The organism is Micromonospora trifolii (assembly GCF_050516465.1).
Taxonomy (GTDB): Bacteria; Actinomycetota; Actinomycetes; order Mycobacteriales; family Micromonosporaceae; genus Micromonospora; species Micromonospora trifolii.
Genome location: NZ_CP191526.1, coordinates 1404796 through 1426458 on the forward strand (window position 1 = coordinate 1404796; position 21663 = coordinate 1426458).

The window sequence follows — 21663 nt, forward strand, 5'->3', positions numbered from 1 at the left end:
CGAATGCTTGTCAACAGTTTGTTCAAATCCCCGTCGTGCCGGACGGGTGCCGGGGCGGTGGGATGGGTACGGTCGGGGACATGGCCCTGTCGTCCGGTGACCCCACCACCGACGCCGACCTGGCGGCGCTGGCGGACCTGCTCGCCGGCCCACTGCTGCCGGCGGCGCGCGGGCTGCTGGGCTGCCGGCTGCACGCCGGCGGGGTCACCGCCCGGATCACCGAGGTCGAGGCGTACGCGGGAAGCGGCGGCGATCCCGCCTCGCACGCCCATCGAGGCCGCACCCCGCGCAACGCCGTGATGTTCGGCCCCGCCGGGTACGCCTACGTCTACTTCACCTACGGGATGCACTGGTGCATGAACGTGGTCACCGGGGTCGAGGGGGAGGCCTCCGCCGTGCTGCTGCGCGCCGGTGAGGTGGTCGACGGGCTGGCCACGGCACGGGAGCGCCGGCCGGCCATCCGGCGGGACGTGGACCTGGCCCGTGGGCCCGCCCGGCTCTGCTCCGCGCTCGGCATCGACCGCGAGGCGTACGGGGCGTACCTGCTCGGCGACGGTCCGGTCCGCCTGCGCCCCCCGGCCCGGCCGGTGCCGCCGGAGACGGTGGTGGCGGGTCCCCGGGTCGGCGTGACCGGCGCGCACGATCTGCCGTGGCGGTTCTGGCTCGACGGCGACCCCACGGTCAGCGCGTACCGCCGGCACGTGCCCCGCATCCGGCGCTGAGCGCGCCCCCGGCGTGTGGGCGGCGGAGGTTGTCGGGGGGTGTGGCCATAATCACCGGACCTGCTCACCGACGGTTCGGAGGACGTCATGGCAACGCTGCTCGCGATCGGCACAGCCAAGGGATTGTTTCTCGCCACCAGCACCGACGACCGGCGCAGTTGGGAGATCACCGGTCCGCACTTCCCGATGACCGGTGTCTACGCGGTCGCGGTCGACACCCGTCGTTCCACCCCGCGGCTGCTCGCCGGCATGACCAGCTCACACTTCGGCCCCAGCGTCGCCACCAGCGACGACCTCGGCGCCTCCTGGGACGAGCCCGACCAGGCGCCGGTCGCGTTCCCGGCCGACACCGGCGTCTCCCTCGGGCGGGTCTGGCAGCTGATGCCGGCCGGCCCCGACGAGCCGGACGTCGTCTGGGCCGGCACCGAGCCCTCGGCGCTGTTCAAGTCCACCGACGGTGGCCGCAGCTTCGAGCTGGTCCGTTCCCTCTGGGACCACCCGCACCGGCCCCAGTGGGAGGCCGGCTTCGGTGGTCAGGCCGTGCACACCGTGCTGCCCCACCCGCGTGACCCGTCTCGGCTGCTGGTTGCCATGTCCACCGGTGGGGTCTACCGCTCGGAGGACGCCGGGGCGAGTTGGGCACCGGGCAACACCGGCATCCGCGCCTACTTCATGCCGGACGAGTGGCCGGAGTTCGGCCAGTGCGTGCACAAGGTCGCCCGGGACGCCGGCAACCCCGAGCGGCTGTACGCGCAGAACCACCACGGCGTCTACCGCTCCGATGACGACGGCCGCACCTGGTCGTCGATCGCCGATGGGCTGCCCAGCGACTTCGGCTTCCCGATGGTGGCTCACCCGGGGCGCGGCGGCATGGTGTGGACCTTCCCGTTGGTGGCCGACGGCGAGCGGTTCCCGACCGACCACCGCTGCCGGGTGTTCCGTTCCGCCGACGCCGGCGGCAAGTGGGAGCCGCTGTCGGTCGGGCTGCCCGAGGGCCCGTTCTATCCGGCGGTTCTACGGGACGCGATGTGCGCCGACGACGCCAGCCCCGGTGGGGTCTACTTCGGCACCCGCTCCGGCTCGGTCTTCGCCAGCCGCGACGAGGGTGACTCCTGGTCGTCGGTCGCGGCACACCTGCCCGACGTGCTCTGCGTTCGCGCCGCGGAGGTCTGAGCGTGGTCACCGTGCTGCTGCCCGGCCCGCTGCGCGGCGAGGCCGGGGGAGCGAGTCGGCTGAACGTCACCGTCGCCGGGACGCTGCGGGCGGTCCTGGACGAGATGGCCGTCGCGCACCCCCGCCTGGCCCGGCGCATCCGCGACGAGCGTGGCGAGCTGCGCCGCTACGTCAACGTCTTCGTCGACGGGGAAGACTGCCGGCACTCCGGCGGTCTGGCCACCCCGGTCAAGGACGGCGCGGAGGTGCAGGTGCTGCCCTCGGTGGCGGGCGGCTGACCGGGCCGACACCGAGGGGATTCTCCGACCCGACGTCCGGTTTCGGGGGTGACCGGCGCCACTGCGAGGCGTCCCGCCGACGGAATAGTTGCGTCGTCAAATAAGTTGTGAGCTGCGTCCGGGTACCACGACGGCACCCGGTTGACACGCGAGGAGCTGGTCATGCAGTTCGGAATCTTCACCGTCGGTGACGTCACGGTCGATCCGACCACCGGTCGGGAGCCGACCGAGCATGAGCGGATCAAGGCGATGGTCGCGATCGCGTTGAAGGCCGAGGAGGTCGGTCTGGACGTCTTCGCCACCGGCGAGCACCACAACCCGCCGTTCGTGCCGTCGTCACCGACCACCATGCTCGGCTACATCGCGGCGCGCACCGAGCGGCTGCTGCTGTCCACCGCCACCACGCTGATCACCACCAACGACCCGGTGAAGATCGCCGAGGACTACGCGATGCTCCAGCACCTCTCCGGCGGCCGGGTGGACCTCATGATGGGCCGCGGCAACACCGGCCCGGTCTACCCGTGGTTCGGCAAGGACATCCGCGCCGGCATCCCCCTGGCCATCGAGAACTACGACCTGCTGCACCGGCTGTGGCGCGAGGACGTGGTCGACTGGAAGGGCAAGTACCGCACCCCGTTGCAGTCGTTCACCTCGACGCCGCGCCCGCTCGACGGCGTGCCCCCGTTCGTCTGGCACGGCTCGATCCGCAGCCCGGAGATCGCCGAGCAGGCCGCGTACTACGGCGACGGCTTCTTCGCCAACCACATCTTCTGGCCCAAGGAGCACACCCAGCGGATGATCGCGCTGTACCGCCAGAGGTACGCGCACTACGGTCACGGCTCCGCCGACCAGGCGATCGTCGGCCTCGGTGGGCAGGTGTTCATGCGCCGCAACTCGCAGGACGCGGTCCGGGAGTTCCGGCCGTACTTCGACAACGCCCCGGTCTACGGGCACGGGCCGTCGCTGGAGGAGTTCACCCGGGAGACTCCGCTGACCGTGGGCAGCCCGCAGCAGGTCATCGACCGCACGCTCGGCTTCCGCGAGTACGTCGGTGACTACCAGCGGCAGTTGTTCCTGATGGACCACGCCGGGTTGCCGCTGAAGACCGTGCTGGAGCAGCTCGACCTGCTCGGCGAGGAGGTCGTGCCGGTGCTGCGCAAGGAGTTCGACGCGCTGCGTCCGGCGCACGTGCCGGCGGCGCCGACGCACGCCTCGCTGGTCGCCGCCGCGGGCGGCGCCAAGGACAGCACAGTGCACGCCGTCGACGACGTGACGGGCAAGGCGCCGGAGGGGGCGACCCGATGACCCGCCGCACCCTGGCCGTCGTCTCGGCGGGGCTGAGCCAGCCCTCGTCGACCCGGCTGCTCGCCGACCAGCTCGCCGCGGCCACCCGCGACGAGTTGGTCCGGCGCGGCTCCGAGGTGGAGCTGCACGTCGTCGACCTGCGCGAGTACGCCCACGACGTGGTGAACAACATGCTCACCGGGTTCGCCCCGGCAGCGCTGCGCGAGGTCGTCGACACGGTGACCGGGGCGGACGGGCTCATCGCCGTCACCCCGATCTTCAGCGCCTCGTACAACGGGCTGTTCAAGTCCTTCTTCGACATGTTGGATTCCGAGTCGCTGGTCGACCGGCCGGTGCTGATCGGCGCGACCGGCGGTACCGCCCGGCACTCGTTGGCACTGGAGCACGCCGTCCGCCCGATGTTCGCCTACCTCCGGTCGGTGGTCGTCCCGACCGCGGTCTTCGCCGCCCCGGAGGACTGGTCCGACGGCACCGCCGACGGCGCGTTGCGCGCTCGGATCCGGCGCGCCGCCGGGGAGTTGGCCGACCAGGTCGAGCGCCGGCCACCGGCCACCGGGCCGGCCGACCCGTTCGCCCTCACCACCGATTTCCTACAGATGCTCGGCCGAGGTGACGGCACGCCGGTCAGCTGACCGGGTGGGCGACCAGCACCGGGCAGTGCGCGTGCTGGATCGCCGCCTGACTGACCGACCCGAGCAGCAGACCGGCGAACCCGGCCCGGCCCCGGGTGCCCACGACCAGCAGCGACGCCGTGCCGCTGGCCTCGATGAGCCCCTGGGCCGCGCCGGCCGCCCGGACCGGATGCTCGCGCACCACCAGGTCGGGGTGTTCGGCGCGCACCACGGCGGAGGCGTCGGCCAGGAGTCGCACCGCCTCGGCCTGGTACGCGGCCTGCGATTCCTCGATCTCCTCGGGCACCGTCCGGGCACCGTCCGGAGGCCCGACGTGCACCAGCACCAGCGGCACGTCCCGCCGCGCCGCCTCGTCGGCGCCGAGGCCCACGGCGAGTCGGGACGACTCAGACCCGTCCACACCGACCAGCACCGGGCCGTCCACCGGCATCGGCTGCTCGTCCGGGCGGACCACCAGGACCGGGCAGTGCGCGTGCGCCGCCACCTGCGCGCCGACCGAGCCGAGCAGCAGCCCGGCGAACCCGCCCAGGCCACGGCTGCCCACCACGACCAGCTCGGCCCGGCGGGACTCCTCGATCATGGTGGCCCCCGGGCCGCCGAGGACCTGGCGCACCTCGACGGCGAGGCCGGGCCACCGGCCGGTCAGCTCGGCCGCCGTGCGCTCCAACATCTGCTGCGCCTCCTCAGAGGGCGCCGGCACCCCGAGGTCGTACGGGTTGAGGGGCACGCCGTAGCCGGACGGATGCAGGTAGCCGTGCGCCAGGAGCAGCGGTCGGGACCGGAGTAGTGCGGCCCGCGCCGCGTGATCGGCGGCGACGAGGCTGGACGGCGATCCGTCCACGCCCACCACGACAGGTCGGTTCATCGGCGCTCCCTGGGTCGGTCAGGTCATTGTCGACCGCTCGGCGGCGCCGGAAGGACCGGACGCGCCGGTCCCGGCGGCGAGTCGATTCGCACTTGCACGTAATTACGTATGTTCGTAGTATCGACGTGTGGACACCGTGGAAGATCGGCTCGCCGCGCTGGAGGCACAGGTTGCCGCGTTGAGCGAACGGCTCACCGCCGCACCGCCAACGCCACCCGCGCCCGAGGGCACCTTCTGGGCACTCGACGGCCTCAAACAGCGCCTGCCACCCGACGGGTCGGGCGCGGTGCTCTACACCGGCACCGTCCACGTCGCCGGCCAGCACTACGACTGGCAGTACGGCCGCACCGTCGACGACCTGCTCGCCGCCGACTGGACGGAGCTGGCCAGCACCCTCTCCGCGTTGGCCCACCCGGTGCGGCTGCGGCTACTACGGGAGATCATCGGCGGCCGGCAGAGCACCAGCGAGCTGGCCGAGATCGAGGAGTTGGGCACCACCGGCCAACTGCATCACCACCTGCGCCAGATCACCGCCGCCGGTTGGCTGCGCAGCGCCGGCCGAGGTCGGTACGCGATTCCCGCCGAACGCGTGGTGCCGCTGCTGGCCATCCTCACCGCCGCTGGCCGCTGACCAGACGCGGCTCGGCCGCCCATCCGACGACCCCCACCCCAGGAGCCACCATGCGCCGGACGACTGTCACCACCCTCCTCGTCGCGCTGATCGCCGGCCTGGTCGGGGTGGCGTTGATGCCCCGGGTGCCCCGACTCGGCGCGCAGACCACCGGCGATCGCGACCTGGCCGCTGCCGCACGGTCGGCCACGCCCGACCCGTCGGGGCGCCGCGGGCTCGCCGTCGCCCTGGTCGAGAACGGCCGGATCCGCACCGCCGGGCTGGGTGACCGGGACCTCGCCGGTCGGCCCGTCGAGCCCGGCACCCCGTTCGAGATCGGCTCGGTCACCAAGGCGCTCACCGGCATGCTCCTCGCCGACCAGGTCGCCGCCGGTGTCGTCGGCCCCGACGACCGGCTCGGCAGCGCCTGGCCCGAGGTCACCGGCCCCGCCCGCGACATCACGCTCGCCGAACTCGCCAGCCACCGCGCCGGCCTGCCCCGGCTCGCCCCCGGCTCCCCGTTGGGGTGGGCACGAGTCCTCTGGTCCAACGTCTCCGGCGGAAATCCCTACGCCGGGCAGGGCGTCGACACCATCCGCAGCGCCGCCGACCGGGTCAGCACCGACGACGACGAGCGCGGCGAGGTCCACTACTCCAACCTCGGCCCGTCAGTGCTCGGCCACGCGCTCGCCGCGAAGGCCGGCGTCGCGTACCCCGAGCTGTTGCACGACCGGCTGCTACGGCCGCTCGGCATGACGGCCACCGTCGTCGCCACCCGCGATGACGAGCTGCCGGCCGGTCGCGCCCAGGGCAGCCGGGCCGGCGGCCGGCCGCTCGATCCGTGGGCGGGAGCCGGTTACGCGCCGGCCGGCGCCGGCCCCTGGTCCACGGCGGAGGACCTCGGCCGGCTGCTCGCCGCGACCCTCGCCGGCACCGCGCCCGGCGCCGACGCCGCCACCGCCCGCTTCCGCGAGGACGACGACACCCGCATCGGGTACGGCTGGTTCACCACGCGGCGCGGCGACCGCGAGGTGGTCTGGCACAACGGCGCTACCGGCGGGTTCCGGTCCTACGTCGGCTTCGAGCGGGCCACCGGCCGGGCGGTGGTGGTGCTCGGCAACACCGACAAGGGCGTCGAGCCGATCGGGCTGCGGCTGCTCGGGATGCCGCAGAAGGAGGCCGATTCGGCGGCGTCGATGGTGCTGCCGTGGGTCGGCGCCGGTCTCGCGGTGGCCTTCACCTTCCTCGGCGGCCTCTCCCTGCTCGGCACCGCCCGCCGTCGCCAACTGGACCAGGTGACGCTGCTGGCGGCGGCGGTCTGGGCGTTCGCCTATCTGGGGTTGGGGCACCGGTTGGGGGACTGGTCGGTGGTGCCGGCCTGGCTGTGGCCGCTCGGGGCCGGCCTGTCGGCGGCGGGGGTGGCTCTGGCGGCGACCCGGTGGCGTGCCCTGCCGGTGGTCGACGCGCAGGTGCCGTGGCGTCGACTGTTGTCGGTGGCGAGTTCCCTGGGCGCCGCCGTGCTGGCGGTCGTCGCCGTCGCCGGCTGACTCCGCGCCGCCGCCTCGCGTCACAGCCGTTGCGTACCCTCGGCCGGTGACCTCCGATCTGCTACTGCGCCCGGTCCGTGAGGACGACCTCGTCGAGTTCTTCCTGCACCAGCAGGACCCGGAGGCCAACCGGATGGCCGCGTTCGGCCCCAAGGACCCGTCCGACCGTCGTGAGTTCGCCGCACACTGGGCCCGGGTGCTCACCAACCCGGCGAACCTGGTCCGCACCGTCGAGGTCGACGGCGAGGTGGTCGGCTACGTGAGCGCCTTCCCGGCCGAGGGGCAGACCGAGGTCAGCTACTGGATCGACCCGGCGCGCTGGGGTCGGGGTCACGCCACGGCGGCCCTGGCCGCCCTGCTGCGCGAGCTGCCCCGCCCGGTGCACGCCCGCGCCGCCAAGGACAACGCCGCCTCCCTCGCGGTGCTCCGCAAGTGCGGGTTCGCTGTGGTCGGTGAAGACTCGGGGTACGCCAACGGCCGCGGCGAAGACGTCGAGGAGTGGCTGCTCGAGCTGCCCGCCGACGGCCCTGACCTGGGCGGGCACTAGTCTCGCGGCGTGAACTGGTTGGATCTCGTCGGCTGGGCCGGCTCCGCGGTGCTGGTCTGGTCGCTGCTGCAGTCGCGCATCCTGCGGTTGCGGGCGCTCAACCTCATCGGCTGCTTCGTGCTGATCGGCTACAACGCCGCGATCGAGGTCTGGCCCGGCGTCGGGCTCAACGTCGTGCTCGCGGTGATCAACATCTGGTACCTGCGCGGGATGCTCGCCACCCGGCACGACGAGAAGACCTACCAGGTCGTGGAGGTCGGCGTCGGCGACCAGTTCCTCGCGCACACGCTGCGGGTGCACGCCGCCGACATCGCCCGGTTCAACCCCGGCTTCCACTGGAACCCGGACGCGTCGGGGCGCTCGGCGTTCCTCGTGGTCACGGCCGACGAGGTGGTCGGGGTGGTGCTGTCGCACGCCGAGACGCCCGGCGTCGCCCAGATCGACCTGGACTACGTGACCCCGAAGTTTCGTGACTTCACCCCGGGCGAGTTCGTCTACCGGCGCAGCCACCTGTTCACCGAACGGGGCTTCCACCGGGTGGTCAGCCCGCCCCGGATGGTCGCCCCCTACTACCACCGGCTCGGCTTCCGCCCGGAGGGCGACTCGTACGTCCTCGACCTGCCGGCGTCACCGACGTCCCAGTCGGCGTAGCCTCACCGTCGCTCCAGTCGGCGTAGCGTCACCGTCGTCCGATTCGGCGTAGCCTCACTCCGCCCGATTCGGCGTAGCGTCGCCGGGGCAGGATTCGGCCGGCGCCGGACGGGGCAAAGACACGCCTACGCCGGGCGGGCTCGCCGACCGGCGGGCGCCGCGCGTAGCGGCCGGTGCCACCACCACGAGGGAGCGAACCGGGCGTGCAGAGCTACGGGAGCCAACTGGCCCTGGTCGGAGTCCTGGTCGTGATCAACGCGCTCTTCGCGGGCAGCGAGATGGCGTTGGTGTCGCTGCGAGACAGCCAGATCCAGCGGTTGGAGCGCACCAGCCGGGCCGGGCGGGTGCTGGCCCGGCTCGCCAAGGACCCGAACCGCTTCCTGGCCACCATCCAGATCGGCATCACCCTCGCCGGTTTCCTGGCCTCCGCCGCCGCGGCGGTCTCGCTGGCCAAACCCCTGGTGCCGCTGCTCAGGGTGTTTGGCGGTGCCGCCGAGACGGTGGCGATCGTGGTGGTCACCCTCGCGCTGACCTTCGTCACCCTGGTCTTCGGTGAGCTGGCGCCCAAGCGGATCGCCATGCAGTCCGCCGAGCGCTGGGCGCTGTTGGTGGCCCGCCCACTCGACCTGCTCGCCAGCCTCACCCGGCCAGCCGTCTGGGCGCTCGGCGCCACCAGCGACGTGGTGGTCCGCCTGGCCGGGCTCAACCCCAAACACGAGCCGGAGGAGATCGGCCCGGACGAGCTGCGCGACATCGTCGCCGGCAACCACGGCTTCACCAAGGAGCAGCGCACCATCATCGCGGGCGCCGTGGAGATCGCCGACCGGCGGTTGCGGGCTGTCCTCGTACCCCGGTTGCAGGTCTTCACGCTCGACAGCGGGACCACCGCGGAGGCCGCCCGGCTCGTGCTGGCCGCCACCGGGCACTCCCGGGCCCCGGTCGTGCGCCACGGCGGCCTGGACGACACGGCCGGAGTGATCCACCTGCGTGACCTGGTGGGCGTGCCCGACGACCGCCCGGTCGACGAGATCGCCCGACCGCCGATGCTGCTGCCCGACTCGCTACCGGTGGTGGACGCGCTGCGCCAGTTCAAGGCCGAACGTCAGCACATCGCGCTCGTCGTGGACGAGCGCGGCGCCGTCGACGGCATCGTGACGCTGGAGGACATCCTGGAGGAGATCGTCGGCGAGATCTACGACGAGACCGACCGGGATGTGCGCTCGGTGCGCCGCGACCCCGACGGCGCGCTGCTGCTGCCCGGCACCTTCCCGGTGCACGACCTCCCGGACATCGGCGTGGAGCTGCCGTCGCGCCCGGCCGGTGACTACACCACCGTCGCCGGGCTGGTGCTGGCCCGGCTCGGGCACATCCCCACCGTCGCCGGTGAGGACGTCACGCTGGACGGTTGGGTGCTGGTGGTGGCCGGCATCGACCACCGGGCGATCACCGAGGTACGGCTCAGCCGCGTACCCGACGAAGCCGACGGCGACGCCGACACCGACCAGGCCGCGGAGCCGGTGCTGGACGAGGCTCGCAGCTGACCCGTCCGGCGAATGCCGTCGCTCAGGCGGGTGAGAGGTTCTGCAACCGGACCTGACCACGGGCCACCAGCCGCTCGTCGGCGTCGGTGATCTCCACCTGCCAGAGCTGCTGGCTGCGGCCCCGGTGCACCGGCGTGCCGACCGCCCTCAGCTCGCCGTCCCGGACGGCCCGCAGGAAGTCGGTCTGGTTCGACACCCCGACCACCGTGCCCCGGTCGGCCAGCCAGAGGGCGCCACCCACGCTGGCCGCGGACTCCACGACGGCGCAGTACACCCCGCCGTGCTGGATGCCGAACGGCTGGTGCAGCTCCGGGCGGACCTGCCAGCTGATGACCACCCGGTCGGCGCTCGCCTCCTCGAACTTGAGGCCGAGCAGGGCGACGAAACCGCCCGTCAGATCCGGAATCTCCATGGCAAAGCCCTCCTCGATCAACGGGGCGCAAGCCTAGCCGGGGCGGGTTGCGCCAAACCCGGTACGGGTCAGTGCCGGCGATGGGGGAGAATCGGTGACCGTGACCGACAGCAGCCCTCCGCCGCCCGGGCGGGACTCCCTGACCGACGACCTGCTCTGGCGTGGCCTGATACAGGACTCGACCGGCCTCGACGAGCTGCGCGAGCTGCTCGACGGCGGGACGGCCACCACCTATTACGTGGGCTTCGACCCCACCGCCCCGAGCCTGCACGTCGGCAACCTCATGCAGGTCACCACGGCCCGCCGGCTGCAACTCGCCGGCCACCGCCCGCTGCTGCTGGTCGGTGGGGCGACCGGGCAGATCGGTGACCCGAAGGAGAGCGCCGAGCGGACGCTCAACCCGCCCGAGGTGATCGCCGGCTGGGTCGAGCGCATCCGTGAACAGCTCGCGCCTTTCGTGTCGTACTCCGGCGAGAACGGGGCCCAGTTGGTCAACAACCTGGACTGGACCGGCGAGATGTCGATCGTCGAGTTCCTCCGCGACGTGGGCAAACACTTCCCGGTGAACAAGATGCTCGCGCGGGAGGTGGTGCGGGCCCGGCTGGAGACCGGCATCAGCTTCACCGAGTTCAGTTACCAACTGCTCCAGGGCAACGACTTCTTCGAGCTGCACCGCCGGCACGGCTGTCAGCTCCAGTTCGGCGGCTCCGACCAGTGGGGCAACATCACCGCCGGCGTCGACTACGTGCGCCGGCGGGGCGCGGGGCCGGTGCAGGCGTTCACGACGCCGCTCGTCACCAAGGCTGACGGCACGAAGTTCGGCAAAAGCGAGGGGGGCGCCGTCTGGCTCGACCCCACGATGACCAGCCCGTACGCGTTCTACCAGTTCTGGCTCAACGTCGAGGACCAGGAGGTGGACCGCTACCTGCGGTACTTCAGCTTCCGGAACCGCGATGAGCTGGAAGAGCTGGCCAAGGCGACCGCCGAACGGCCGGCGGCCCGGTTGGCGCAGCGGGCGCTCGCCGAGGAGCTGACCACCCTGGTGCACGGCGCCGAGGAGACCCGACAGGCGATCGCCGCCAGCCAGGCGCTCTTCGGCCGCGGATCGTTGGACGAGCTGGCGCCGGAGACCCTGCGCGCCGCCCTGACCGAGGCGGGTCTCGTACGCCTCTCCGGCGAATTGCCGGATGTGGCGGGTCTGCTGCGCGACTCCGGGTTGGTGAGCGGCCTCAAGGAGGCCCGTCGGGTGATCGCCGAGGGCGGCGCCTACGTCAACAACAACCGGGTGACCGAGGTGGACGCCGGGGTGTCCCCGGCCGACCTGCTGCACGGGCGATACCTGGTGCTGCGCCGGGGAAAACGTTCGTTCGCGGGCGTTGAGCTGGGCGAATAGCCACCTGTCGACGATGTGACGGGGGACGCGTCCGGCGGATTTGACGATCATCCCGCCGGACGCGTAACTTTCTCTCTGCCAGCGCGGAACGGACGAAACAGGCGAAAGCCGAAAACGGCCGGAGCGCAGGTCAACGGCCTGGGGGTCCGGTGGGCGCGCCCACCGGAGCCCCTACCGGGAGGTGCCACCAGAAACGCCGCGAGGCGGATTTGGCGCGGCGAAACCGACCGGGTATGGTTACGAACCGGTAGGGCACCGGGCGGGTCGCGGGAAACCGTGACGGCCGGCCTACCGAATCCATGACGAGAGCGGCACAAGCCGGTTGCGACATGGTGCCCGCATTATCGGGTGAAGCACGACGAACCGTGAAACACCGGTTTGACACGGCGGAAACGAGCGGGTAACGTAGTAAAAGTGCCTGGCGCTGGAAAGCGTTAGGGATTTGGTTCGGATAGCCCCGGGTTGGGGTTCCACTGTGGTGGGGCTTCTGGTCGGTGTGTGGTTGTTCTTTGAGAACTCAACAGGGTGCTTGTAAAGCCAGTGCCAATTATGATTTATACCCCGGACTGGTCAGTTTTTGCTGGCTGGTTGGGATTCCTTTGGCAACATTTGTTTGTTGTCAGGATGCTGTTCAACTAATTTTTTGTTGGAGAGTTTGATCCTGGCTCAGGACGAACGCTGGCGGCGTGCTTAACACATGCAAGTCGAGCGGAAAGGCCCTTCGGGGTACTCGAGCGGCGAACGGGTGAGTAACACGTGAGCAACCTGCCCCAAGCTTTGGGATAACCCTCGGAAACGGGGGCTAATACCGAATATTACTTCTGGCCGCATGGCTGGTGGTGGAAAGTTTTTCGGCTTGGGATGGGCTCGCGGCCTATCAGCTTGTTGGTGGGGTGATGGCCTACCAAGGCGACGACGGGTAGCCGGCCTGAGAGGGCGACCGGCCACACTGGGACTGAGACACGGCCCAGACTCCTACGGGAGGCAGCAGTGGGGAATATTGCACAATGGGCGGAAGCCTGATGCAGCGACGCCGCGTGAGGGATGACGGCCTTCGGGTTGTAAACCTCTTTCAGCAGGGACGAAGCGAGAGTGACGGTACCTGCAGAAGAAGCACCGGCCAACTACGTGCCAGCAGCCGCGGTAAGACGTAGGGTGCGAGCGTTGTCCGGATTTATTGGGCGTAAAGAGCTCGTAGGCGGCTTGTCGCGTCGACCGTGAAAACTTGGGGCTCAACCCCAAGCCTGCGGTCGATACGGGCAGGCTAGAGTTCGGTAGGGGAGACTGGAATTCCTGGTGTAGCGGTGAAATGCGCAGATATCAGGAGGAACACCGGTGGCGAAGGCGGGTCTCTGGGCCGATACTGACGCTGAGGAGCGAAAGCGTGGGGAGCGAACAGGATTAGATACCCTGGTAGTCCACGCTGTAAACGTTGGGCGCTAGGTGTGGGGGGCCTCTCCGGTTCCCTGTGCCGCAGCTAACGCATTAAGCGCCCCGCCTGGGGAGTACGGCCGCAAGGCTAAAACTCAAAGGAATTGACGGGGGCCCGCACAAGCGGCGGAGCATGCGGATTAATTCGATGCAACGCGAAGAACCTTACCTGGGTTTGACATGGCCGCAAAACTCACAGAGATGTGAGGTCCTTCGGGGGCGGTCACAGGTGGTGCATGGCTGTCGTCAGCTCGTGTCGTGAGATGTTGGGTTAAGTCCCGCAACGAGCGCAACCCTCGTTCGATGTTGCCAGCGCGTTATGGCGGGGACTCATCGAAGACTGCCGGGGTCAACTCGGAGGAAGGTGGGGATGACGTCAAGTCATCATGCCCCTTATGTCCAGGGCTTCACGCATGCTACAATGGCCGGTACAATGGGCTGCGATACCGCGAGGTGGAGCGAATCCCAAAAAGCCGGTCTCAGTTCGGATCGGGGTCTGCAACTCGACCCCGTGAAGTCGGAGTCGCTAGTAATCGCAGATCAGCAACGCTGCGGTGAATACGTTCCCGGGCCTTGTACACACCGCCCGTCACGTCACGAAAGTCGGCAACACCCGAAGCCGGTGGCCCAACCCTTGTGGAGGGAGCCGTCGAAGGTGGGGCTGGCGATTGGGACGAAGTCGTAACAAGGTAGCCGTACCGGAAGGTGCGGCTGGATCACCTCCTTTCTAAGGAGCACCTTCACCTGAAAGGGTGCAAGGAGCCCGCGGCCCACGAATGTTGGGTCGGGGTGCTCAGATGGCGGAGACACTGGCAAGTTTTTCCTCGGCAACGGCCGGGTTCCTTCTAGTACAGCCACTTCGGTGGTGGGAACGAAGTCCCTGGTGCGGCTGAGAAAGAATGTGAGCACCCTGTTGGGTCCTGAAGGAACAACCATCGTGTTGTTGTTTCAGAGACTTGGCCAGCCTCCTGTGTGGGGGCTGGAAGTCTGCCAGGCATGGCCTGGCCCCACATACCGCCAACAGTTTGTTGGGTTTGGTGTGGGGCGGATCGGGTTGTGGGTTGGTCGTTTGTTGAGAATTGCACAGTGGACGCGAGCATCTTTGTGGTCAAGTTGTCAAGGGCGAACGGTGAATGCCTTGGCACCAGGAGCCGATGAAGGACGTGGGAGGCCGCGATAGGCCTGGGGGAGCTGTCAACCAAGCTGTGATCCCAGGGTGTCCGAATGGGGAAACCTGGCACCAGTCATGTGGTGTCACCCACACCTGAACACATAGGGTGTGTGGAGGGAACGCGGGGAAGTGAAACATCTCAGTACCCGTAGGAAGAGAAAACAATTTAGTGATTCCGTGAGTAGTGGCGAGCGAAAGCGGATCGAGGCTAAACCGGCTGCGTGTGATACCTGTCAGGGGTTGCGTGGTCGGGGTTGTGGGACCCTGCTGAACAAGCTGACACTTGTTCGAGAAGTTACAAAGTCAGTGGCTAGTCGAACAGTCTGGAATGGCTGACCGTAGACGGTGAAAGTCCGGTAGGTGAAAGTTGCTGACCTTCTGTGGGTGTTCCCGAGTAGCGGCGGACCCCTGAAATCTGCCGTGAATCTGCCAGGACCACCTGGTAAGCCTAAATACTTCCTGGTGACCGATAGCGGACAAGTACCGTGAGGGAATGGTGAAAAGTACCCCGGGAGGGGAGTGAAATAGTACCTGAAACCGTTCGCCTACAATCCGTCGGAGCCTTGCGGGGTGACGGCGTGCCTTTTGAAGAATGAGCCTGCGAGTTAGTGGCATGTGGCGAGGTTAACCCGTGTGGGGGAGCCGTAGCGAAAGCGAGTCTGAATAGGGCGATTCAGTCGCGTGTCCTAGACCCGAAGCGGAGTGATCTAGCCATGGGCAGGCTGAAGCGCGGGTAAGACCGCGTGGAGGGCCGAACCCACCAATGTTGAAAAATTGGGGGATGACCTGTGGTTAGGGGTGAAAGGCCAATCAAACTCCGTGATAGCTGGTTCTCCCCGAAATGCATTTAGGTGCAGCGTCGCGTGTTTCTTGCCGGAGGTAGAGCACTGGATGGTCTAGGGGGCCCACAAGCTTACCGAAATCAGCCAAACTCCGAATGCCGGTAAGTGAGAGCGCGGCAGTGAGACTGCGGGGGATAAGCTTCGTAGTCGAGAGGGAAACAGCCCAGATCACCAGCTAAGGCCCCTAAGCGTGTGCTAAGTGGAAAAGGATGTGGGGTCGCATAGACAACCAGGAGGTTGGCTTAGAAGCAGCCACCCTTTAAAGAGTGCGTAATAGCTCACTGGTCAAGTGGTTCCGCGCCGACAATGTAGCGGGGCTCAAGCACACCGCCGAAGCTGTGGCATTCACATTTTATCCTCGCTTGGACTTGATTCCTTGTGCAGGTGTGTGGATGGGTAGGGGAGCGTCGTGCCGCGAGTGAAGCAGCGGGGTGACCCAGTTGTGGACGCGGCACGAGTGAGAATGCAGGCATGAGTAGCGAAAGAAGGGTGAGAAACCCTTCCGCCGGATGACCAAGGGTTCCAGGGCCAGGCTAATCCGCCCTGGGTGAGTCGGGACCTAAGGCGAGGCCGAGAGGCGTAGTCGATGGACAACGGGTTGATATTCCCGTACCCGCGAAAGAGCGTCCCTGATGAACCTCGTTGTGCTAACCACCCAAACCATCCAAGACCTTCGGGTTGAGGGTGGGGAGCGTGGGAACCTGATGGGTAGTAGTCAAGCGATGGGGTGACGCAGGAAGGTAGCTGAGCCCGGCCGGTGGTTGTGCCGGGGTAAGCGTGTAGGCCGTGTTGTAGGCAAATCCGCAACACATGAAGGCTGAGACGTGATGCCGAGCCGATTCAGGTGAAGTCAGTGATCCTATGCTGCCGAGAAAAGCCTCTAGCGAGTTCTTAGCGGCCCGTACCCCAAACCGACACAGGTGGTCAGGTAGAGAATACCGAGGCGATCGGGCGAACTGTGGTTAAGGAACTCGGCAAATTGCCCCCGTAACTTAGGGAGAAGGGGGGCCGGAGACGTGAAGCCCCGCGCGGGTGGAGCGTTGTATGGCCGCAGAGAGCAGGGGGAAGCGACTGTTTACTAAAAACACAGGTCCATGCGAAGAAGTAATTCGATGTATATGGACTGACGCCTGCCCGGTGCTGGAACGTTAAGGGGACCTGTTAGCTCTTCGGGGCGAAGCGGAGAACTTAAGCGCCAGTAAACGGCGGTGGTAACTATAACCATCCTAAGGTAGCGAAATTCCTTGTCGGGTAAGTTCCGACCTGCACGAATGGCGTAACGACTTCCCCACTGTCTCAACCACAGGCCCGGCGAAATTGCAGTACGAGTAAAGATGCTCGTTACGCGCGGCAGGACGGAAAGACCCCGGGACCTTTACTATAGCTTGACATTGGTACTCGAATTAGCTTGTGTAGGATAGGTGGGAGCCGGTGAAGTCCATACGCCAGTATGGGTGGAGGCAATCTTGAAATACCACTCTGGTTGATTTGGGTATCTAACTTCGGACCGTTATCCGGTTCAGGGACAGTGTCTGGTGGGTAGTTTAACTGGGGCGGTTGCCTCCTAAAAGGTAACGGAGGCGCCCAAAGGTTCCCTCAGCCTGGTTGGCAATCAGGTGTTGAGTGCAAGTACACAAGGGAGCTTGACTGTGAGACTGACAGGTCGAGCAGGGACGAAAGTCGGGACTAGTGATCCGGCACTTGCGAGTGGAAGCGGTGTCGCTCAACGGATAAAAGGTACCCCGGGGATAACAGGCTGATCTTCCCCAAGAGTCCATATCGACGGGATGGTTTGGCACCTCGATGTCGGCTCGTCGCATCCTGGGGCTGTAGCAGGTCCCAAGGGTTGGGCTGTTCGCCCATTAAAGCGGTACGCGAGCTGGGTTTAGAACGTCGTGAGACAGTTCGGTCCCTATCCGCCGTGCGCGTAGGATACTTGAGAAGGGCTGTCCCTAGTACGAGAGGACCGGGACGGACGAACCTCTGGTGTGCCAGTTGTCCTGCCAAGGGCACGGCTGGTTAGCTACGTTCGGAAGGGATAACCGCTGAAAGCATCTAAGCGGGAAGCCTGCTTCAAGATGAGGTATCCCACCCACCTTGGTGGGGTAAGGCCCCCAGCTAGACGACTGGGTTGATAGGCCGGAAATGTAAGCCCGGTAACGGGTTCAGTTGACCGGTACTAATAGGCCGAGGACTTGACTACTAAGCTGCTACGCGTCCACTGTGCAACTCTGAACAAGCGAACACCCGTGTATTGGTGCCGGGGTTGTTTGATATGTTCATAGAGTTACGGCGGTCATGGCGGAGGGGAAACGCCCGGTTACATTCCGAACCCGGAAGCTAAGCCCTCCAGCGCCGATGGTACTGCACTCGTGAGGGTGTGGGAGAGTAGGACGCCGCCGGACAATCTTCCAGTCGAGGGCCGCCCCATCCGGGTCGGCCCTCGACTGCGTAGCGCCATTGGTGGCGCAATCAGGAAGGATGTACCTGTGAGTTCAGGACCGCAGGGCGGAGACCGTCCCCGTCGTTACGAAGACCGTACTGACGGTGCGGGCGGAAGCGACCGCGGCCCGCGCCGCGATGACCAAGGCCGGCCCCCGTACCGGGGAGACCGCGACAGCGGCGGCGGCGCCCGAGGCGGATACGCCGGCGGCCGCGACTCTGGCTCCCGTGGTGGTGACCGGGACAGCTCTCGCTCCAGCGCCCCCCGTGAGGGCGGCTACCGTGGCGGCGACCGCCGCGAGGGTGGTTTCCGGGGCGGCGACCGCGACGGCTCGCGCTCCAGCGCTCCCCGCGAAGGTGGCTACCGTGGCGGCGACCGTGATGGGTCACGCTCGGGTGCCCCGCGTGAGGGCGGTTTCCGGTCCGGCGCTCCCCGTGAGGGTGGTTTCCGGGGCGGCGACCGTGACGGTTCGCGTTCCAGCGCTCCGCGCGAAGGTGGCTACCGTGGCGGCGACCGCGACGGTGGTTTCCGTGGCGGCGACCGCCGCGAAGGCGGCTTCCGGGGCGGCGACCGTGACGGTTCGCGCTCGGGTGCTCCCCGTGAGGGCGGTTTCCGGGGCGGCGACCGTGACGGTTCGCGTTCCAGCGCTCCGCGCGAGGGTGGTTTCCGTGGTGGTGACCGTCGTGAGGGCGGTTACCAGGGTGGCGACCGCACTCGCTCCGGCCCGCCGCGCGAAGGTGGCTTCCGTGGCGGTGACCGCGAGGGCGGTTTCCGTGGCGGCGACCGTCGCGAAGGCGGCTTCCGTGGCGGCGACCGTGACGGCTCGCGTTCCAGCGCTCCCCGTGAGGGCGGCTACCGGGGCGGCGACCGCGACGGCTCGCGTTCCAGCGCTCCCCGTGAGGGCGGCTACCGGGGCGGCGACCGCGACGGCTCGCGTTCCAGTGCCCCCCGTGAGGGCGGTTTCCGTGGCGGCGACCGTCGCGAGGGTGGTTTCCGCGGTGGTGACCGCGAGGGTGGTTTCCGTGGCGGCGACCGCGATGGATCGCGTTCCAGCGCTCCCCGTGAGGGTGGCTTCCGTGGCGGCGACCGCGACGGTGGTTTCCGGGGCGGCGACCGCCGCGAGGGTGGCTTCCGTGGCGGAGACCGCGATGGATCGCGTTCCAGTGCTCCCCGTGAGGGTGGCTTCCGTGGCGGCGACCGCGACGGTTCGCGTTCCAGTGCTCCCCGCGAGGGTGGCTTCCGCGGTGGGGACCGCGAGGGTGGTTTCCGTGGTGGTGACCGTCGTGAGGGCGGTTACCAGGGCGGCGACCGCACTCGCTCCGGCCCGCCGCGCGAAGGTGGCTTCCGTGGCGGTGACCGCGAGGGCGGCTTCCGTGGCGGCGACCGGGACAGCTCGCGTTCCAGTGCTCCCCGCGAGGGTGGCTTCCGTGGCGGTGACCGCGAGGGTGGTTTCCGTGGTGGTGACCGTCGTGAGGGCGGTTACCAGGGCGGCGACCGCACTCGCTCCGGCCCGCCGCGCGAAGGTGGCTTCCGTGGCGGTGACCGCGAGGGCGGTTTCCGTGGCGGCGACCGTCGCGAAGGCGGCTTCCGTGGCGGAGACCGGGACAGCTCGCGTTCCAGTGCCCCCCGTGAGGGCGGCTTCCGCGGCGGCGACCGTGACGGTTCGCGTTCCAGCGCTCCCCGTGAGGGCGGTTTTCGGGGCGGGGACCGTGACGGTTCGCGTTCCAGCGCTCCCCGTGAGGGTGGCTTCCGTGGCGGCGACCGTCGCGAAGGCGGCTTCCGTGGCGGCGACCGGGACAGCTCGCGTTCCAGTGCCCCCCGCGAGGGCGGTTTCCGTGGCGGTGACCGCGAGGGCGGCCACCGGGGCGGAGAGCGTACCGGGGGTTTCCGGTCCGACGATCGGCCGCGTCGCGACGGGGAGTTCCGTCGCGATGACCGCGCGGGTGGCTCCGAGTCGTCCGAGAGCGGGCGTAACTCGGCCCCGGCGCTGCCGGACGACATCGTCGCGACCGACCTCGACAAGGACGTCCGCGCTGAGCTGCTCTCGCTGAACAAGCCGGTCGCCGAGACGGTGGCCCGGCACCTGGTCGCCACTGGGCAGCTGATCGACGAGGACCCGGCCGAGGCGTTGGCACACGCGCTGGCCGCCCGGCGGCTCGCGTCGCGCATCTCCGCTGTCCGTGAGGCGGTCGGTCTGGCCGCTTACCGTGCAGGGGAGTGGCAGTCGGCGATCGCCGAGCTGCGCACGTACCACCGGATGAGCGGGTTGCAGAGCCACCTGGCCGTGCTCGCGGACTGCGAGCGGGCTCTCGGCCGGCCGGAGCGGGCCATCGACCTGTTCCGTGGCGCGGACCGGGAGAAGCTGGACCAGGCCGTGGCGATCGAACTGCTGATCGTCGCCGCCGGCGCGCGGGGTGACCTCGGGCAGAAGGACGCCGCGGTCGCGATGCTCCAGGTCCCGGACCTCACCAACGAGGCCACCGTGCCGTGGACGGCCCGGCTGCGGTACGCGTACGCCGACGCGCTGCTCGCGGTGGGCCGGCGCGAGGAGGCCCGCGAATGGTTCTCCCGCGCCGCCGACGTGGACACCGAGGGCGAGACCGACGCCGCCGAGCGGCTGCTCGAGCTCGACGGCGTGGTCATCGAGGGTGACGACGAGGAAGAGGCCGCCGAGGAGATCGCCGCAGGCCCGGGTGCTCCCGGCGCGGTGCCGGCCCGACCCGACGCCGACCTGGCCGGTGACGAGAACGACGACGAAGACGACGACGCCGACGAAGACGACGACGAAGACGACGACGCCGACGACGACGCCGACGAGGACGACGACGACGAAGAAGACGAGGACTTCGACGACGACGAGGAGGACGACGCCGTCGGCCGTCCCGCCGACGACGAAGGCTTCGACGGCGAGGACGAGGACCGTCACCCCACCGAGAGCGGCAACGCCGACACGGCCACCACTGGCGACAGCGCCGTGACGAACGGGGGCGCGGCGAACGGGGGCGCGGCGAACGCCGACGAAACCGTGTCGGCCCGGGACGACGAGTCGGGGTCGACGCAGCGGTGAGCGCGGGCGTGGGGGAGCGGCTGGTCGACGGGTACACCCTGGTCGTCTTCGACCTGGACGGCGTGATCTACCTGATCGACCGGCCGATCCCCGGCGCCGTCGAGACGGTGGCCCGGCTGCACGCCGAGGGACGGGCGGTGGCGTACGCCACCAACAACGCGTCCCGCCGGTCCAGCGAGGTCGCGGACCTGCTGACCGGGATGGGCGTGCCGGCCCGGCCGGAGGAGGTCCTCACCTCCGCCGCCGCCTCGGCCGAGTTGCTGCGCGACCGGCTGCCCGCCGGCGCGTCGGTGCTGGTGGTCGGCGCGGAGGCGCTGCGCGCGGAGCTGCGCGCGGTCGGTCTGAACCCGGTCACCCAGGCCGATGAGAAGCCGGCGGCGGTGGTGCAGGGGTACGGCCCGCAGGTGGGCTGGGCCGAGCTGGCCGAAGCGTCGGTCGCGGTGCGGGCGGGTGCGATCTGGATCGCCACCAACACCGATCGGACCCTGCCCAGTGGGCGGGGGCCATTGCCCGGGAACGGTTCGCTGGTCGCCGTGCTGCGTACGGCACTGGAGCGAGACCCCGACGTGGTGGTCGGCAAGCCGGAGCCGGCGCTGTTCGAGACCGCCGCCCGGCGCAGTGGCGGTGGGCGGAGCCTGGTGGTGGGTGACCGGCTGGACACCGACATCGAGGGCGCCCGCCGGGCCGGGCTGGACAGCCTGCTCGTGCTCACCGGCGTCAGCGGCGTACCGGAGCTGCTGGCCGCCGAGCCGCAGCGACGTCCCACGTACGTCGCGAAAGACCTGGCGGGGCTCTTCGATCCGGCTGCCGCCGTGCGGGTCCCGGGCCCGGCGGAGGCCGGCGGCTGGTCCGTGACCGACCGGAACGGCACGCTGGAGCTGGCCGGGACCGGTCGGCCGCTGGACGCCCTGGCCGCGCTCTGCGCGGTGGCCTGGTCGGCGCCGGTGCCGGCGCTGCCGAAGATCCGCCCGGTGGGCCCGGACGCGGCCCACGCGGTGGAGAGTTTCGGTCTGACCGCGGCGGCGTGAGCCGG

Annotated in this window: 16 protein-coding genes and 3 rRNA genes; 16 read left to right on the forward strand and 3 right to left on the reverse strand. The window is 69.0% G+C overall.

Annotation, left to right across the window (positions count from 1 at the left end; genetic code table 11):
- The first annotated feature begins 80 nt into the window (after nucleotides 1-80).
- The 5 genes from ACQRWP_RS06445 (at nucleotide 81) to ACQRWP_RS06465 (ending at nucleotide 4110) form a co-directional block, all read left to right on the forward strand.
- Nucleotides 81-722, forward strand: a complete 642-nt coding sequence (locus tag ACQRWP_RS06445) for a DNA-3-methyladenine glycosylase (RefSeq protein ID WP_430501232.1) — start codon at nucleotides 81-83, stop codon at nucleotides 720-722.
- Between the two features lie 87 nt (nucleotides 723-809).
- Entirely contained in the window at nucleotides 810-1895 is a 1086-nt protein-coding gene (locus ACQRWP_RS06450; RefSeq protein WP_430501233.1) for a WD40/YVTN/BNR-like repeat-containing protein, read from the forward strand.
- A 2-nt stretch (nucleotides 1896-1897) separates the two neighbouring features.
- Nucleotides 1898-2173, forward strand: coding sequence for a ubiquitin-like small modifier protein 1 (locus ACQRWP_RS06455; RefSeq protein WP_430501234.1), 276 nt, complete (start codon nucleotides 1898-1900; stop codon nucleotides 2171-2173).
- Between the two features lie 162 nt (nucleotides 2174-2335).
- Entirely contained in the window at nucleotides 2336-3478 is a 1143-nt protein-coding gene (locus ACQRWP_RS06460; RefSeq protein WP_124771200.1) for an LLM class flavin-dependent oxidoreductase, read from the forward strand.
- The gene (locus tag ACQRWP_RS06465; RefSeq protein ID WP_430501235.1) at nucleotides 3475-4110 is read left to right on the forward strand and encodes an FMN reductase; all 636 of its coding nucleotides are present in this window, start codon (nucleotides 3475-3477) and stop codon (nucleotides 4108-4110) included. Before ACQRWP_RS06460 ends, ACQRWP_RS06465 begins: the two co-directional genes overlap by 4 nt.
- On the opposite strand, the gene ACQRWP_RS06470 is transcribed toward ACQRWP_RS06465, so the two are convergent.
- Nucleotides 4103-4975, reverse strand: a complete 873-nt coding sequence (locus ACQRWP_RS06470; protein ID WP_430501236.1) for a universal stress protein — start codon at nucleotides 4973-4975, stop codon at nucleotides 4103-4105. The genes ACQRWP_RS06465 and ACQRWP_RS06470 overlap by 8 nt on opposite strands.
- A gap of 127 nt (nucleotides 4976-5102) precedes the next feature.
- On the opposite strand from ACQRWP_RS06470, the gene ACQRWP_RS06475 reads away from it, so the two are divergent.
- The 5 genes from ACQRWP_RS06475 (at nucleotide 5103) to ACQRWP_RS06495 (ending at nucleotide 9871) form a co-directional block, all read left to right on the forward strand.
- Nucleotides 5103-5606, forward strand: a complete 504-nt coding sequence (locus ACQRWP_RS06475; protein WP_430501237.1) for an ArsR/SmtB family transcription factor — start codon at nucleotides 5103-5105, stop codon at nucleotides 5604-5606.
- A gap of 50 nt (nucleotides 5607-5656) precedes the next feature.
- Nucleotides 5657-7132, forward strand: coding sequence for a serine hydrolase domain-containing protein (locus tag ACQRWP_RS06480; protein WP_430501238.1), 1476 nt, complete (start codon nucleotides 5657-5659; stop codon nucleotides 7130-7132).
- A 46-nt stretch (nucleotides 7133-7178) separates the two neighbouring features.
- Nucleotides 7179-7679, forward strand: a complete 501-nt coding sequence (locus ACQRWP_RS06485) for a GNAT family N-acetyltransferase (RefSeq protein WP_430501239.1) — start codon at nucleotides 7179-7181, stop codon at nucleotides 7677-7679.
- A gap of 9 nt (nucleotides 7680-7688) precedes the next feature.
- A complete protein-coding gene (locus tag ACQRWP_RS06490; protein ID WP_430501240.1) occupies nucleotides 7689-8330 on the forward strand; it encodes a hypothetical protein in 642 nt (213 codons plus the stop codon).
- 203 nt (nucleotides 8331-8533) lie between these two features.
- Nucleotides 8534-9871 (forward strand): hemolysin family protein, encoded by a 1338-nt coding sequence (locus ACQRWP_RS06495; protein ID WP_430501241.1) that lies wholly within the window; start codon nucleotides 8534-8536, stop codon nucleotides 9869-9871.
- A gap of 22 nt (nucleotides 9872-9893) precedes the next feature.
- On the opposite strand, the gene ACQRWP_RS06500 is transcribed toward ACQRWP_RS06495, so the two are convergent.
- A complete protein-coding gene (locus ACQRWP_RS06500) occupies nucleotides 9894-10283 on the reverse strand; it encodes a PaaI family thioesterase (protein WP_430501242.1) in 390 nt (129 codons plus the stop codon).
- A gap of 100 nt (nucleotides 10284-10383) precedes the next feature.
- Between ACQRWP_RS06500 and tyrS the strand changes: the two genes are divergently transcribed.
- From tyrS to rrf, 4 genes are all read left to right on the forward strand, one after another.
- A complete protein-coding gene (gene tyrS, locus ACQRWP_RS06505) occupies nucleotides 10384-11676 on the forward strand; it encodes a tyrosine--tRNA ligase (RefSeq protein WP_430503143.1) in 1293 nt (430 codons plus the stop codon).
- Nucleotides 11677-12319: 643 nt separating this feature from the next.
- Nucleotides 12320-13834 (forward strand): 16S ribosomal RNA (locus ACQRWP_RS06510).
- A gap of 379 nt (nucleotides 13835-14213) precedes the next feature.
- Nucleotides 14214-17323, forward strand: a 23S ribosomal RNA gene (locus tag ACQRWP_RS06515).
- A gap of 85 nt (nucleotides 17324-17408) precedes the next feature.
- Nucleotides 17409-17525 (forward strand): 5S ribosomal RNA (gene rrf / locus ACQRWP_RS06520).
- The 16S, 23S and 5S rRNA genes sit together here, the layout of an rRNA operon.
- 423 nt (nucleotides 17526-17948) lie before the next feature.
- Here rrf and ACQRWP_RS06525 read toward each other — a convergent pair.
- Nucleotides 17949-19424 (reverse strand): hypothetical protein, encoded by a 1476-nt coding sequence (locus ACQRWP_RS06525; protein ID WP_430501243.1) that lies wholly within the window; start codon nucleotides 19422-19424, stop codon nucleotides 17949-17951.
- Nucleotides 19425-19634: 210 nt separating this feature from the next.
- Between ACQRWP_RS06525 and ACQRWP_RS06530 the strand changes: the two genes are divergently transcribed.
- The gene (locus tag ACQRWP_RS06530) at nucleotides 19635-20630 is read left to right on the forward strand and encodes a tetratricopeptide repeat protein (protein WP_430501244.1); all 996 of its coding nucleotides are present in this window, start codon (nucleotides 19635-19637) and stop codon (nucleotides 20628-20630) included.
- Nucleotides 20627-21658, forward strand: a complete 1032-nt coding sequence (locus ACQRWP_RS06535; protein WP_430501245.1) for an HAD-IIA family hydrolase — start codon at nucleotides 20627-20629, stop codon at nucleotides 21656-21658. The genes ACQRWP_RS06530 and ACQRWP_RS06535 overlap by 4 nt, the downstream gene beginning before the upstream one ends.
- Nucleotides 21659-21663 lie beyond the last annotated feature (5 nt).